The organism is Streptomyces sp. NPDC026500, from assembly GCF_055567635.1.
The window spans coordinates 26272-40790 of sequence record NZ_JBVHQB010000020.1 but is presented as its reverse complement, the minus strand read 5'-3'; the positions used below and the strand labels follow the sequence as shown (position 1 = coordinate 40790).

16 protein-coding genes are annotated in these 14519 nt (G+C 69.1%); 9 read left to right on the top strand and 7 right to left on the bottom strand.

The genetic code is table 11. From position 1 onward, the window contains the following. The first annotated feature begins 43 nt into the window (after nucleotides 1-43). A complete protein-coding gene (locus ACZ4N5_RS30930; protein WP_467760338.1) occupies nucleotides 44-409 on the top strand; it encodes a hypothetical protein in 366 nt (121 codons plus the stop codon). A gap of 104 nt (nucleotides 410-513) precedes the next feature. Here the strand turns inward: ACZ4N5_RS30930 and ACZ4N5_RS30925 are convergent, their stop codons facing one another. Then, nucleotides 514-1098, bottom strand: coding sequence for an isochorismatase family protein (locus ACZ4N5_RS30925; protein ID WP_467760337.1), 585 nt, complete (start codon nucleotides 1096-1098; stop codon nucleotides 514-516). A gap of 197 nt (nucleotides 1099-1295) precedes the next feature. Further along, nucleotides 1296-2675: a nicotinate phosphoribosyltransferase gene (locus tag ACZ4N5_RS30920; protein ID WP_467760336.1), complete on the bottom strand. Its 1380-nt coding sequence runs from the start codon at nucleotides 2673-2675 to the stop codon at nucleotides 1296-1298. A gap of 126 nt (nucleotides 2676-2801) precedes the next feature. Here ACZ4N5_RS30920 and clpS point away from each other — a divergent pair, with 126 nt between their 5' ends. From clpS to ACZ4N5_RS30885, 7 genes are all read left to right on the top strand, one after another. Beyond that, nucleotides 2802-3110: an ATP-dependent Clp protease adapter ClpS gene (clpS, locus tag ACZ4N5_RS30915; RefSeq protein WP_355848856.1), complete on the top strand. Its 309-nt coding sequence runs from the start codon at nucleotides 2802-2804 to the stop codon at nucleotides 3108-3110. A gap of 53 nt (nucleotides 3111-3163) precedes the next feature. Next, complete coding sequence (locus ACZ4N5_RS30910) at nucleotides 3164-3769, top strand: DUF2017 domain-containing protein (RefSeq protein ID WP_467760335.1); 606 nt, start codon at nucleotides 3164-3166, stop codon at nucleotides 3767-3769. A 331-nt stretch (nucleotides 3770-4100) separates the two neighbouring features. After that, nucleotides 4101-5552 carry an amino acid permease gene (locus tag ACZ4N5_RS30905; RefSeq protein WP_467760334.1) on the top strand — a complete coding sequence of 484 codons (1452 nt, stop codon included), beginning with the start codon at nucleotides 4101-4103 and terminating at the stop codon, nucleotides 5550-5552. 110 nt (nucleotides 5553-5662) lie between these two features. Then, the gene (locus tag ACZ4N5_RS30900; protein WP_467760333.1) at nucleotides 5663-6085 is read left to right on the top strand and encodes a M67 family metallopeptidase; all 423 of its coding nucleotides are present in this window, start codon (nucleotides 5663-5665) and stop codon (nucleotides 6083-6085) included. Nucleotides 6086-6164: 79 nt separating this feature from the next. After that, complete coding sequence (locus ACZ4N5_RS30895; RefSeq protein ID WP_311736770.1) at nucleotides 6165-6266, top strand: putative leader peptide; 102 nt, start codon at nucleotides 6165-6167, stop codon at nucleotides 6264-6266. A 115-nt stretch (nucleotides 6267-6381) separates the two neighbouring features. Next, complete coding sequence (locus ACZ4N5_RS30890; protein ID WP_355848868.1) at nucleotides 6382-6660, top strand: MoaD/ThiS family protein; 279 nt, start codon at nucleotides 6382-6384, stop codon at nucleotides 6658-6660. Between the two features lie 17 nt (nucleotides 6661-6677). Continuing rightward, nucleotides 6678-7628, top strand: coding sequence for a PLP-dependent cysteine synthase family protein (locus tag ACZ4N5_RS30885; protein ID WP_467760332.1), 951 nt, complete (start codon nucleotides 6678-6680; stop codon nucleotides 7626-7628). A 128-nt stretch (nucleotides 7629-7756) separates the two neighbouring features. On the opposite strand, the gene ACZ4N5_RS30880 is transcribed toward ACZ4N5_RS30885, so the two are convergent. Next, nucleotides 7757-8230 (bottom strand): type II toxin-antitoxin system PemK/MazF family toxin, encoded by a 474-nt coding sequence (locus tag ACZ4N5_RS30880; RefSeq protein ID WP_467760331.1) that lies wholly within the window; start codon nucleotides 8228-8230, stop codon nucleotides 7757-7759. Nucleotides 8231-8481: 251 nt separating this feature from the next. Here ACZ4N5_RS30880 and ACZ4N5_RS30875 point away from each other — a divergent pair, with 251 nt between their 5' ends. After that, nucleotides 8482-9234 (top strand): MBL fold metallo-hydrolase, encoded by a 753-nt coding sequence (locus ACZ4N5_RS30875; RefSeq protein WP_467760330.1) that lies wholly within the window; start codon nucleotides 8482-8484, stop codon nucleotides 9232-9234. A gap of 6 nt (nucleotides 9235-9240) precedes the next feature. Here ACZ4N5_RS30875 and ACZ4N5_RS30870 read toward each other — a convergent pair whose 3' ends face one another. The 4 genes from ACZ4N5_RS30870 to ACZ4N5_RS30855 form a co-directional block, all read right to left on the bottom strand. Further along, the gene (locus tag ACZ4N5_RS30870; protein ID WP_467760329.1) at nucleotides 9241-10548 is read right to left on the bottom strand and encodes a glycosyltransferase; all 1308 of its coding nucleotides are present in this window, start codon (nucleotides 10546-10548) and stop codon (nucleotides 9241-9243) included. A gap of 30 nt (nucleotides 10549-10578) precedes the next feature. Beyond that, nucleotides 10579-12663: a peptidase domain-containing ABC transporter gene (locus tag ACZ4N5_RS30865; protein WP_467760328.1), complete on the bottom strand. Its 2085-nt coding sequence runs from the start codon at nucleotides 12661-12663 to the stop codon at nucleotides 10579-10581. A gap of 66 nt (nucleotides 12664-12729) precedes the next feature. Continuing rightward, nucleotides 12730-12921, bottom strand: coding sequence for a hypothetical protein (locus ACZ4N5_RS30860; RefSeq protein WP_467760327.1), 192 nt, complete (start codon nucleotides 12919-12921; stop codon nucleotides 12730-12732). 242 nt (nucleotides 12922-13163) lie between these two features. After that, entirely contained in the window at nucleotides 13164-14429 is a 1266-nt protein-coding gene (locus ACZ4N5_RS30855) for a PTS transporter subunit EIIC (protein WP_467760326.1), read from the bottom strand. Nucleotides 14430-14519 lie beyond the last annotated feature (90 nt).

Genomic DNA, 14519 nt, shown 5'->3' with positions numbered 1-14519 from the left:
GTGCCCGGCTTATTGACAACGACTCGCACGGGGGTGTGACCGCATGGCCGCAGGAGGTTTCTGCAGATTGCCGAACGGCAGCGTCGTAGTGGCGCTGAACCTGCCCAGTCCGGCAGGTTCCGGCTACGGCTGCGTGCGGTTCCTGGTCGTCGCCCAGAACCGTGCCCGCGCCCTGACCCGGCTGCGCAACCTGGGCCTGCGCGCCGTCTACCTGCGGGGCAACGCGGCCCCGCCCACCCCCGACGAGATCACCGCGGTCCTGCACCATCCCGACGGGCTCATATGGCGCACGGCCCCCGACGTCGGCGTCCCGGGCACCGGCGTCACCGCCATCGGTGTCCCCGAGCTCCCCCAGGAGCTGTGGCACCCGATCAGGACGCTGCTCAGACGCCCGGCACCGCAGCCGTGACGCCCCGGACGGACGGGACGTGACGTCGTATGACCCTGTGTGACGCGCGGGCCGTCCCGGCCAGGACCTACCCCGCGTCTCCGCCGTGATCGACCGGACAGGTCCTAGACCACGGGTTTGCCCGTGAGCTCGACTCCGGCGGCGCGCAGCTCCTCCAGGGCGCGCTCCGTCGTCTCCTCCGCCACGCCGGCCGTCAGGTCGAGCAGGACGGTCGTATGAAAGCCCTGTCGCGCGGCGTCCAGGGCGGTCGCCCGGACGCAGTGGTCGGTCGCGATGCCGACCACGTCCACCTCGCCGATCCCGCGGGCACGCAGCCAGTCGCCCAGCGGCACCCCGTTCTCGTCGGCGCCCTCGAAACCGCTGTACGCCGCCGCGTAGGCACCCTTGTCGAAGACGGCGTCGATCGCGCCGGAGGCGACGGCGGGGGCGAAGTTCGGGTGGAAGCCCACCCCTTCGGTACCGGCCACGCAGTGCGCGGGCCAGGAGTGCACATAGTCGGGATTGTCGGCGAAGTGACCCCCGGGCGCGATGTGGAGGTCCCGGGTGGCGACGACATGCCGGTAGCCGGCGGGGGCCTGCCCGATCAGCTCCGTGACCGCGGCGGCCACGTCGGCGCCCCCGGCCACCGCGAGGCTGCCTCCCTCGCAGAAGTCGTTCTGCACGTCTACGACGATCAAGGCGCGGCGCATGGGCGGTGTCCTTCGGCTATGGGTGCGGCAGACAAGGGTGCGGGCCCGGCCGTTGAACTTCCGAGCCTAGAGACTTAGAGGGCTGTGCGGGAGGGGTAATTCGGCTTCCACGGCCCGCGCGGGCACGCTGCCGTTGCATTCCCGCTCACCGGAGGTTCATGCGCGGCGTCACTCCCGCACCACCCGCCCCGCACGCCTCAGATGTATTCGGTGGGAATCACGGGCTCGCCGCGCGACAGCTGGGTCGCCGACAGTGGCAGCCGGGCGCGGGCAGCCGCGTGCCGGTCGCGTACGACATCGAGCGGCTCGCGGGACAGGACCTGTCCGCCCTTGATCAGCTGGACCAGGAGCTGCTGGTCGGCCAGTTCGCCGGGCACCGGCCCGACGCCGATCACCTCGGCCTCGGCGACCCCCTGCTCGTCCAGGCGCCGCGCGGCCCACTTGCGGCCGCCGATGGACGTCTTGCCGCCCGTGGACCTCTTGGCCACCGGCTCCAGCGGCGCCTTCGGGTCGGCCGACTCGGCGCGGGCGACCAGCTTGTAGACCATGGAGCAGGTCGGATGGCCGGATCCCGTCACCAGCTGGGTGCCGACGCCGTACGCGTCCACGGGCGCCGCCGCCAGCGAGGCGATGGCGTACTCGTCGAGGTCGGAGGTCACGACGATCTTCGTCCCGGTCGCGCCCAGCTCGTCCAGCTGCTGGCGCACCCGGTGGGCGACGAGCAGCAGGTCTCCGGAGTCGATGCGCACCGCGCCGAGCTCGGGCCCGGCGACCTCGACCGCCGTGCGGACCGCCTCGGCGACGTCGTAGGTGTCCACGAGCAGCGTGGTGCCGCGGCCCAGCGAGTCCACCTGGGCCCGGAAGGCGTCCCGCTCGTGGTCGTGCAGGAGGGTGAAGGCGTGCGCGGAGGTGCCCACGGTCGGGATGCCGTAGCGGAAACCGGCGGCCAGGTCGGAGGTGGTGGCGAACCCGCCGATGTACGCGGCCCGCGCGGCGGCCACCGCGGCCAGTTCGTGGGTGCGCCGGGCGCCCATCTCGATCAGCGGCCGGTCGCCCGCGGCGGAGGACATCCGGGAGGCGGCCGCCGCGATGGCGGAGTCGTGGTTGAGGATCGAGAGGACCACCGTCTCCAGGAGCACGCATTCCGCGAAGCTGCCTTCGACCCGCAGGAGGGGAGAGCCCGGAAAGTACACCTCGCCCTCGGGGTAGCCCCAGATGTCCCCGCCGAAGTGGTACGAGGCGAGCCACTCGAGAGTCGGCTCGTCCACGATCCCGCGCTCGCGCAGAAAGCCGAGGACGTCCGCGTCGAAGTGGAAGTTCTCGACGGCGTCGAGGACGCGTCCGGTGCCCGCGACGACTCCGTAGCGCCGTCCTTCGGGCAGCCGCCGGGTGAAGACCTCGAAGACCGAGCGCCGCTCGGCGGTCCCGGCCGCGAGCGCGGCCTGCAGCATCGTCAGCTCGTACTGGTCCGTGAAGAGCGCCGTGGAAGGAACGCCCACCCGTCGCCCGCCACCGTCCTTCTGGGGAAGCGCTTCGCGCCCTTCTTCTTCCGGCAGCCCAAGGTCCGCTGTGTTCATGGCAGGGATCGTACCCCCATCTCGTCAGTTTGACGATTTCTGGGAGCCCTGTGATTCCCGGGGTGTCGGCCCCCTATTCGGGGGTCCGTTTGTGCGGGTGACCCCCTCTGGTGGCAGCATGGGCGTGTGACGGCTCCCGCACCTCTAGAGATCGAGAAGACCGAGTCGGCGGAGGAGGTCTTCGCCGTACCCGAGCCGGACGTCCCCTGGGTCACGATCGTCCACAACGACCCGGTCAACCTCATGAGCTATGTGACGTATGTCTTCCAGACGTACTTCGGCTACTCCAAGGACAAGGCCACCAAGCTGATGATGGACGTCCACCACAAGGGCCGGGCCGTCGTCTCCAGCGGCACGCGCGAGGAGATGGAGCGCGACGTGCAGGCCATGCACGGCTACGGTCTGTGGGCCACCCTTCAGCAGGACCGGAAGTAGCCGGCCCCCTGTCAACCGACCGCCTGCAGGACCGGAAGTAGCGAATTCACTCCATGCCTGGACACTTCGAACCGCTCCCCGGCGGCGGCGCGGCCGTCGCGCTCGACGAGGTCGAGATCTCCATCATCCGCTCCCTCGCCGTCCAGCTCCTGGAGCTCATCGGTCCCGGCCCCGCGGAGAACGCCTCCGCCGACCCGCTCGCCGAGCTCTTCGCCGAGGGACCCAGCGAGCCGCCGAGCGACCCGGTGCTCAAGCGCCTGTTCCCCGACGCCTACAGCGGCCCCGGCGTCGAGGCCTCCTCGCCCGAGCAGGCCGAGGAACAGCAGGCCCACTCCGCCGAGTTCCGCCGCTTCACCGAGAACGACCTGCGTGCGGGCAAGCGCGAGAACGCCCTCGCCGTGATCCGCTCGCTGGACCGACTGACCCTCGGCGGCGACGGCGGAGCGGTCCTCAAGCTGACCACCGCGCAGTCCGAGCAGTGGCTGCGCGCCCTGAACGACCTGCGCCTCGCCATCGGTTCGCGGCTCGACGTCGTGGACGAGGAGGACACCGACCTCCTCTACCGACTCCCCGACGAGGACCCGCGCAAGCCGATGGTCATGGCGTACCTCTGGCTGGGCGGCCTCCAGGAGACCCTGGTCGAAACCCTTATGCCCTGAACTGTCATGACATAACACCTCTGGCGTTCGCTCAGCGGATGCTCAAATCCGGATAACGATCATGTCACCGTAACCGCGCCCTTTGGGGCGCGGTTCGACGTTTTGTCCGGTTCTTCCTGTGGTCTGCGCAACACGACCCTCAACCGATCAACGCCGCCGCCGTGATAGATCTTCACGACCGCCCGGCAGGACACCACCCATGTCCCGCCGGGTGCGCCACCGAGCCGGCGGACCGCCGGCCAGGCACAAGCTCCACCTGTCCGGGGGGATCGGAAGCCGATTCGAAGCCAAGGGACTGGCTCGGACCGGTATGGAGAAAGGCGCACCAGACATGACCTCATCGCAGGTCGGCAAGCAGTACGACGGCAGTGAGGCCGTGGGCGGCGACGCCCCCGAAGAGGGGTACGAGCGCGGGCTCGGCAGCCGTCAGGTCCAGATGATCGCGATCGGCGGCGCCATCGGCGTCGGCCTCTTCCTGGGAGCCGGGGCGAACATCGCCAAGGCCGGCCCCAGCCTCATCGTGATGTACGCTCTCGCGGGCGTGATCATCTTCTTCATCATGCGGGCGCTCGGCGAGCTCCTGCTCTACCGCCCGGTCTCGGGCTCCTTCGCCGAGTACTCCCGCGAGTTCCTCGGCCCGTTCTTCGGCTACTTCACCGGCTGGACGTACTGGCTGATGTGGGTGGTCACCGGCATGGCCGAGCTCACGGCCGCCGCGATCTACGTCCACTACTGGTTCCCGGGAATCCACCAATGGGTGACGGCACTGGTGTTCCTGGTCGTCCTGTTCGTGGCGAACCTGATCTCGGTGAAGCTCTTCGGCGAGATCGAGTTCTGGTTCTCGATGGTCAAGGTCACCGCGCTGATCGGCATGATCGTCATCGGTATCGGCGTCCTCACCTTCGGCTTCAGCTCCGCCGGTGACACCGCCTCCGTCAGCAACCTCTGGCAGTTCGACGGCTTCTTCCCCAACGGCATCGGTTCGTCCCTGATGACCCTCCAGGGCGTCATGTTCGCCTACCTCGCCGTCGAGCTCGTCGGCGTCACGGCGGGCGAGTCCGAGGACCCCGAGAAGACGCTCCCGAAGGCCATCAACACCCTCCCGTGGCGCATCGCCCTCTTTTACGTCGGCGCCCTCACGGTCATCCTCTGCGTCGTGAAGTGGACGGAGTTCGCGCCAGGCGTGAGCCCCTTCGTCGAGGCCTTCGCGAAGATCGGCATCCCGGCCGGCGCGGGCATCGTCAACTTCGTGGTCCTCACCGCCGCCCTGTCCTCCTGCAACTCGGGCATGTACTCCACGGGCCGCATGCTCCGGAACCTCGCCGACAGCGGCGAGGCCCCGAGGGTCTTCAGCAAGCTGTCCTCGACCAAGACGCCCGCGCTCGGCATCACCATCTCCGTGCTCTTCATGGGCATCGGCGTGATCCTCAACTACGTCGTCCCCGAGAAGGCCTTCGGATACGTCACCTCGGTGGCCACCGCGGCCGGTATCTGGACCTGGCTGATGATCCTGATCAGCCACATCCTCTACCGCCGCGCGGTCGACGCCGGCCGGCTGCCGGCCTCGTCCTTCCCCGCCCCGGGCGGCGCGAAGTGCAGCTGGGTCGCGGTCGTGTTCCTGCTGTTCGTCACCGGCCTCATCGCCTACGACGCCGACTCCCGCATCTGCCTCTACGTGATGGCCGTCTGGGCCGCCGCCCTGGCCATCGGCTGGGCGGTCCTCAAGGCACGCAACCCCCAGGTCACCGAACGCCGCGAACCGGAGTTCGAGTCGGTCGGCTGACCGCCGCACGGACGTCCGGCCGCACCGGCCACCGCTCAGGACGTCCGGCATGCGGGCCGTCCCGTACCACGCCTCGGTACGGGACGGCCCTTCTGTCTATCCTGACCAGCATGCTGAGAATCACCGAGGCCCTGTTCGACCAGATCGTCGCGCACGCGCGCCAGGACCACCCCGACGAGGCGTGCGGCGTCGTCGCGGGACCCGCCGGCACCGACCGCCCCGAGCGGTTCATCCCGATGCTCAACGCGGCCCGCTCGCCCACGTTCTACGAGTTCGACTCCGGCGATCTGCTGAAGCTCTACCGCGAGATGGACGACCGCGACGAGGAGCCCGTCGTCATCTACCACTCGCACACCGCGACCGAGGCCTACCCCTCCCGCACCGACCTCGCGTACGCGAACGAGCCCGCCGCGCACTACGTCCTGGTCTCCACCGCGGACACCGACGACGCCGGCCCCTTCCAGTTCCGCTCGTACCGGATCGTGGATGGCGAGGTCACGGAGGAGGAGGTCAAGGTCGTAGAGAGCTACTGATCCCACCCACCGGTCGAAAAGCGTCCGCGATGCGAGATCACACTCCGGGGCCCGTGCCGGGAATCGATACGATGAGCCCATGGTTTTCCACGACGTGAGCGACAAGACGCCGGGCATGCTGCTCGTGGCGCGGCTGCACGTCGACCTGTGCAGGCTGCAGAGCGCCATCTGTACGCGCTGAACTGCCGCCGCCGTACGGCCGAGAGCCGCGGCACCGCAACCGGCGTACCCCCTGCCCTGCCCGCGCTGCCGCGCGTCTTCCGACCTGACTTTCCTTCCGACAGGAGCCCGCAACCATGGCCATCGAGGTCCGCATCCCCACCATCCTCCGCACCTACACCGACGGCGAGAAGGCCGTCGAGGGCGGCGGGGCGACCCTTGCCGAGCTGTTCACCGACCTCGACACCCGTCACGCGGGCATCCGGGCCCGGATCGTGGACGGCGGCGAACTGCGCCGCTTCGTCAACGTCTACCTCAACGACGAGGACGTCCGCTTCCTCGACGGCATCAACACCAAGCTGACCGACGGCGACAACGTCACGATCCTGCCGGCCGTCGCCGGTGGCATGGCCTGATAGGCCGCTGGTCTCCGATGCGCTACGACTCCCCGCTCGCCGCGGTGGGCAACACCCCTCTGGTGCGCCTGCCGCGACTCTCGCCGTCCGCGGACGTCCGTATCTGGGCGAAGCTGGAGGACCGCAACCCGACGGGTTCGGTCAAGGACCGGCCGGCCCTCCACATGATCGAGCAGGCGGAGAAGGACGGCCGTCTCACTCCGGGCTGCACGATCCTGGAGCCGACCAGCGGCAACACCGGAATCTCGCTGGCCATGGCGGCGAAGCTCAAGGGCTACCGCATGGTCTGCGTCATGCCCGAGAACACCTCGCAGGAACGCCGTGAACTGCTCGGCATGTGGGGCGCCGAGATCATCCCCAGCCCGGCCGCCGGCGGCTCCAACACCGCCGTCCGCGTCGCCAAGGAACTCTCGGCGGAGCACCCGGACTGGGTGATGCTCTACCAGTACGGCAACCCGGACAACGCCGGCGCCCACTACGCCACGACGGGCCCGGAGATCCTCGCCGACCTCCCGTCCATCACCCACTTCGTGGCGGGCCTCGGCACCACCGGCACCCTCATGGGCGTCGGACGCTTCCTGCGCGAGCACAAGCCGGACGTCAGGATCGTCGCCGCGGAACCGCGCTACGACGACCTGGTCTACGGGCTCAGGAACCTGGACGAGGGCTTCGTACCGGAGCTGTACGACGCCTCGGTCCTCACCACCCGCTTCTCCGTCGGCTCGGCGGACGCGGTCACCCGCACCCGGGAGCTCCTCCAGCAGGAGGGCATCTTCGCGGGCGTCTCCACCGGAGCCGCGCTGCACGCCGCGATCGGCGTGGGCAACAAGGCCGTCAAGGCCGGGGAGCCGGCCGACATCGTCTTCGTGGTCGCGGACGGCGGCTGGAAGTACCTGTCGACGGGCGTCTACACGGCGGCGACGACGGAAGAGGCGATCGAGACACTGCAGGGACAGCTCTGGGCATAGCCCGGGCAACCGGACCGGCTGGACCGGAGGGCGCGGGGACCGAACCAGGTCCCCGCGCCCTCCGGCTTTTCCGCACCGAGGGGGAGAGCTTCCGGAGCGCGGAGTGAGACTCCGTGTGGGTGTGGGCTTCAGCGCGCCAGGTAGCGGACCTGGTCCCACAGGATCGGATCCACCACGCCGACCCGCCGCCGGAAGTCGCCGACCGGCACCTCGCGCAGCTCGTCCGTCTCCAGGAAGCTCGGCCGACCGTGGGAGTCCCCCACGGCCCCCGGTGGCAGCGGGATCACCCCCGGCCGCTCGTCGTGGTACTTGCTGGTGATCTTCGCGACGGTCACCTGTTTCCCGCGCACCACCAGCACCAGACACGGCCGGTCCTTGGCCCCCGGCCCGTCCTCGTAGGGGACGTTCGCCCACCAGATCTCCGCCGCCCGCGGGAGCGGCCCGCCGCGCCGCGTCGTGCCCAGGCGGGGTCCGCGGGGCCGGCCCGGCGGACGCGTCCGACCGGCCGGCCGGCGCCCGCGGCGCCCCCAGCCGTCCACCAGCGTCGCGACCAGCGCGAGCAATACGACCGCCGCCAACGCGAGCCACCAGGACGTGTCCATAGCAAGGAAGGTACCGGCGCGCATGTGCCCCCGCCCGCCCTGTGCGGACCCCAGGTGCCCCAAGGTCCATCCGAACCGGTGACACCACAGGTGAGTTCGCCCACAACAGCCCCTGGCGGAGGAGCGACCGGCCCTTTTGCGCCTTACGCTCGATGGACCGCACGACCCCCGTTCACGTATCTGCAACCGAGTACCTGCACCCCGCATCTATTCTCTCTGCACTTCCTGCCAGCGCGGAGGTTCCAGCTCTTATGAAGCTCACCGTCGTCGGCTGCTCGGGGTCGTTCCCGTCCGCGGAATCGGCCTGTTCGAGCTACCTCGTAGAGGCCGACGGCTTCCGGCTGCTCCTCGACATGGGCAACGGTGCCCTGGGCGAGCTGCAGCGCCACTGCGGTCTCTACGACCTCGACGCGATCTTCCTCAGCCATCTGCACGCCGACCACTGCATCGACATGTGCGCGTACTTCGTCGCGCGCTACTACCGCCACGACGGCGGGCGCTGCGACCCGATCCCCGTCTACGGACCCGAGGGAACGGAGCACCGCCTGACCACGGCCTACGGCGACACGCCGTCCGCGTCCTCGATGAGCGAGGTCTTCGACTTCCACAGCGTCAAGCCGGGCACGTTCGAGGTCGGCCCGTTCACGATGCACACGGAGCGGGTGAGCCACCCCGTCGAGGCGTACGGCATCCGGGTGGAGCACGGCGGAAGGTCACTGACGTACTCCGGGGACAGCGGGGTGACCGCGGCCCTGGACGAACTCGCCCGCGACACGGACCTGTTCCTGTGCGAGGCCGCGTTCACCCACGGCAAGGAGAACATCCCCGGCCTCCACCTCAACGGCCTCGAGGCCGGCGAGACCGCCGCCCGCGCAGGCGCCCGCCGCTTGGTCCTCACCCACATCCCCCCGTGGACGGACGCCCGGACCAACCTGACGGACGCCCGCTCGGCGTACACCGGTCCGGTGGAACTGGCGGCGCCGGGGGCTACGTACGAGATCTGACCGCTGTTACTGCCCGGCGCCGTCGTGCGGGCCGGGCAGTACACGGGCCAGCATCGCGAAGTCCTCGGTCACACTCTGCCCGGCACCCCGCGCGACGGCCTTGCCGTAGGCGGGCACGACCGTCTCGTACCGGCCGCTGGCGAGCGCCAGCGTCGCCTGGAGCTCGAAGAGCCGCGCCATCAGATGCCGGTTGTCCGGCTCCTCGTCCCGCTCGACGGCGGTGACGCCGTCGACGAGCGCGGAGAGACGTCCGAGCAACCGGCTCGACTCCAGCACGGTGCGGTAGTACGTCGCCTCCACCGACCTCCCGGCCCCGGCGAGCAGCGCGGTGTAGGCGCGGATCTCCTCGGCTCCGCCGAAACGGACGGCCAGCTCGCACAGCAGGGCCCACGCGTCCACGGTCCGCTCCGACCGGTACTCCGGTCCCGCACCGGGAGCAGCACCCTCGAAGGCCTTCTCGATCCGGGTGAAGGCCGCCGTCAGTTCCTTTCGGGACATGGTCCGGTAGTCCAGCGTGTCGCGGACCTCGTAGAAGACCCACTTGGGGTTGTCGGGCTCCTCGGCCGCGGCCAGCCGGCAGAGCCGGCCGTACCGGTCGCGCTTTCCGCGGGTTTCGACCACTTCCGGCAGATACCCCGAGTGGTCCAGCCGCACATCGATGCCGACGCGGGGCGGCGTGTTCCCCGAGACGTCGTAGGGGTGCTCGTGGACGCGGCCCATGAAACGGAAGGGGCTGCCGGAGCGCAGGACGCGCTGGGTGTTGGTGTAGGTCGGGCCGTCGATGTCGGCGATCGCGGGCGACACGACGAAGTCCGCCGTGGGCAGGAGGTGGTCGAGGACGGTCAGCGCTCGGCGGATGCGGCCCCCGTGCTCGGCGGCGAGGACCTCGTCCGCGTCGACGTGGAGGATCCAGCCCTCCGTTACGTCGTCGAGGGCGAGGTTGCGGTGGTGGGCGAAGTCCTCGACCCAGGGCGCGGAGAGGACGCGCAGGTCAGGCCGGGCCCGGCGGGCACGTTCCAGCGTGGCGTCGGTGGAGTCGGAGTCGATCAGCAGGCAGTGGTCGGCGTCGCGGGCGAGCGCGAGCAGCGTGCCCTCGACACGCTCCTCCTCGTCGCGGGTGAGGACGACGGCCGTGACAGTGGCGGGTCGGCTCCGCTCGTACGACGCTGCCATCCGCGCGCAGTCGGAAGAGGCGAGCTCGGTCTCGGCGAGGTCCAGGGACACCGTGGTGATCAGGGCCAGGTCGGCGGCCAGCCGGGACGGTGGGAGGCCGCCGTCCGTGCGGACGAGATCCAGCAGATTCGCGAGCTTCATCGGAGGTGGTGGGGCCTTTCCGGTCGGGATTCAGCCGAGGGTGTGGACGAGGTCGAACGCAATGTCCTGGACATGGCCGTGCGAGACCATGACCTTCGTTCCCTTCAAAGAGCCCAGGTGGCCCCAGATGAGGGTGAGGGTCTCGCGGTCGATCCCGCTGAACGTCTCGTCGAACAGGTAGACCTCGGGGGCGTGCAGGACGGCACGGGCTATCGACAGCCGCTGGATCTGTCCCCGGGACAGACCGGCGCCGCTCTCCCTGAGGGGTTCGTCCAGGCCTTCGGGGAGGCTGTCGATCACGTCCAGGAAGCAAGCCACACGGCAGGCTTCCACGATGTCGGCGCTGTCACGGGCGACGCCGAGCGTGAGGTTCTCCCGCAGCGACGCGGTGAGCAGGACGGGGTTCTCGGGGACGTAGAGGATGTGGCGGTGGAGGTCGGATTCGCGTATCCGGCTGACTTCGGCGCCGCCGAGTCGGATGCTGCCCCGGTATCCGGTGTGGGTTCCGGCCAGCAGGGCGAGGAGGGTGCTCTTTCCCGAGCCGTTCGCGCCCCGCAGGAGCACGCTCGTGCCGTGGGGGATGTCCAGATCGACTCCGGAGAGCGTGTCACGGCCGGAACCCTCGTGGGCGAAGCCGAGGTCCCTGACCGCCAGGTCGGCCGGTTCGAGCGGCGTCTGCGCCTCCGCGTCCTTCAGGCTCCGGCGGTCGTCGTCCCGCTGGAGGATGACGTCCCGGTACCGGCCGAGGGCGGCCGAGGTGCGCTGGGCGGTGACCTGGAGCGAGGCCACGGAGTCCATGGCGCCGAGGAAGTAGCCGGACATGGTGAGGAATCCGAAGACCTGTCCGACGGTGAGGGATCCGGAGAGCATGTGTGTGAGGCCGGCCCAGGCGATCACCACGGTGAACACGGTCTGGTTGCCCGCCTTGATCACCGAATTGAAGTTCTCCAGTCGGCCCAGTCGGGTTTCGGAGGTGATTCTTCGGTCCAGCGCCCGCGTCATTCGGTGGAAGGCGAATTCCCGTCGGCCGTATCCGATGAGCTCCCCGTGGCCGCGCAGCACATTGAGTGTCTCGGATTTCAGGGTGGCGTCGCGTTGGAGCGCTTCTTCCGCAGCGTTCTTGATGTGCGGGTAGAGGAGGAAGGAACTGAGCAGATTGACGCCGGCGGGCGGAATAAGGAAAAGGAAGAGGACCGGGTTCGAAACGAGCAGGTAGGTGCCGACGGAAAAGACCACACAGAGGTCGACGGCCGCCCGTACCGCGGCCGAGGTGATCAGGCCCTGAATTTCCTGGACGTCGTCGATCCGGCTGACCAGGTCGCCCGCTCTGCGGCTCTTGAAGTACCGGGCGGGAAGGCGCAGCAACTTGCCGAGATAGCGCTCGGAGAGCTGTCGTTGCAGTGACTGACTGAGCGCGACGATGACCCGGCCGCGCAGGTACTGGACCCCGGCCGCCGCCAATGCGACAGCGATGAACTCGCCTGATATGACGGTTAGTTGCCACCGTGAGCCGTCCCGTACGACACGGTCCACCGCCAGTTGCACGAACAGGCTGTTGAGCAGGGCCACGAGGGAGACGACGACCGTGGTGAGCAGAACGGTCGCCAGCCGGCCCCGGTGATCGCGGACCGCCTGCCTCAGCAGTCCGGCGGAACCCGGACGGCGCAGCCGTGCGGTCAGTGCCGGCCGCGCGGTGGGGCGGTCGGTGATCAGGGCCTCGCCGTGGAACACCTCGGCCAGCGTCTCGGGCGGCAGACGCATCGGGCGGTGCATCAGCGGGTCGCCGACGATGAAGTCGCCCTGAGCGGTGACTTCGTGGACGACGACGAAGTGCCGGTAGCCCTCGTCGTCCATCAGGATGACCGCGGGGCCCGCCAGCCGCACGGCCTGGGCCAGCTCGGCGATGTCGAGGCGCAGCAGTTCGCTGTCGACGCCGTACCCCGCGAGGGTGTCGCGGAGCCGGAGGAAGTTCGAACCGCGTTCACCGAGCCCGATCGACTCGCGCAGGATCGCGGTGTCGACGACCACGCCGTGCCGCAGCAGCACGGTGTGGGCGCACGCGGGGCCGCAGTCCGTTTCCCCGGACTGACGGGTGTGGTAGCTCTGCCACTTCAAGGAGGATCTCCTGGGCCTGTGAAAAGGAGGTGCCCGCCCCGAGCGAGGGGCGGGCACCGGTCGGCCTCAGAGCTTGTCGCAGCCCAGCGACTTCCAGAGCTTGTAATAGTCCCCGTAGCTGCACGACATCGGATTGCCGATCTGCGCGAAAATCCACTCGCACTGGGCTCGGCTCGGCTTGCCCTCACCGGAGACGGCGGCCGCCTCCTCGTCGGTGAGCGCGGTGAACTGCATCTCGCGAAGAGCTTGAAGACTCATCGAATTTCCCCACTTGTTCTGGTCATGGCCGGCCTTCTTGGTCGTGTTCATGGCCGGACCGATGAAGACGTTAGATGCGGGAGACGTAAATGATCAAGTCCGAATGGTGAGTGATTGAGGTCACTTTGCAGCTCTTCCTTCTTCTGTGGGGGCGCCGGTCCATTCGCTTTCCGGGCATGCCGAATTCCCCGGACCGGCGGTCGGCCCGGGGAATTCGGCTGTGCTGAACGGAAAGCCTGCTGTTACTTGGCCTCGGCCTTCTGCAGTTCGGCGAGCTCCTCGTCGGACTCGCGGCCCGGCGTCGGGAGGTTCCACTTGGTGATCGCGAAGCGGAAGACGACGTAGTAGACGGCCGCGAAGCACAGACCCACCAGGACCAGGCCCCAGGGGTTGGACGCGATGCCTATGTTGAGGCCGAAGTCGACCACGCCGGCGGAGAAGCCGAAGCCGTCCTTCATCCCGAGAGCCCAGGTGAGCGCCAGCGAGACACCGGTGAGGACCGCGTGGATCGCGTACAGGGCCGGCGCGATGAACATGAACGTGAACTCGATGGGCTCGGTGACACCCGTGACGAAGGAGGTCAGGGCGAGCGAGAACATCATGCCGCCGACGATCTTGCGGCGCTCGGGGCGGGCGCAGTGCACGATCGCGAGGCAGGCCGCGGGCAGTGCGAACATCATGATCGGGAAGAAGCCCGTCATGAACTGACCGGCGGTCGGGTCGCCCGCGAGGAAGCGCGAGATGTCGCCACTCTTGCCGTGGTAGTCGCCCGCCTGGAACCAGGGGTAGGAGTTCAGCAGGTGGTGCATGCCGATCGGGATGAGCGCACGGTTGGCGACACCGAAGATGCCGGCACCCACGGCGCCCGAACCGACGAGCCACTCGCCGAAGTTGTGCAGACCCGTGCCGAGAACCGGCCAGATGTAGCCGAAGACGATGCCGATGACCAGGCCCGCGAAGGCCGACAGGATCGGGACGAGACGGCGGCCGCCGAAGAAGCCCGCCCAGTCGGGCAGCTTCGTGCGGAAGAAGCGCTGGTAGAGCAGGGCCACGACGAGGCCCATGACGACGCCGCCGAGCACCTTGGCGTCCACCGGTGCGTCGACCATGACGACCTTGCCGTCGACGGCCGTGGCCACCTTCGGCAGGTTCTTGTCGGTGAACGTGGACAGGACGTTCTTGAAGACCAGGTAACCGACCACGGCCGCGAGAGCGGTCGAGCCGTCCGACTTCTTCGCGAAGCCGATCGCGATGCCCACCGCGAACAGCAGCGCCATGTTGTCGAGGATCGCGTTGCCACCCGCCGCCATGAAGCCGGCGATCTTGGTGAGGAATGTCGGGAACGACGGGCGCCCCAGCATGTCGGTGTTGCCGAGGCGCACCAGAAGCGCGGCTGCGGGCAGCACGGCGACCGGCAGCATCAGGCTGCGGCCGATGCGCTGCAGCACCGCCATCGCGCCGGCGCCCTTCTTCTTCTCGGCGGCGGGTACCGCGCTGGCCGTGGTCATCAACTTCCTCCAGTTGGCAGGCGCCGCCCAGGGGACAGGAGAGAGGACGGCGGCGTCTTCGACGGCACGCGGTGACTCGTCTGCCTCGCG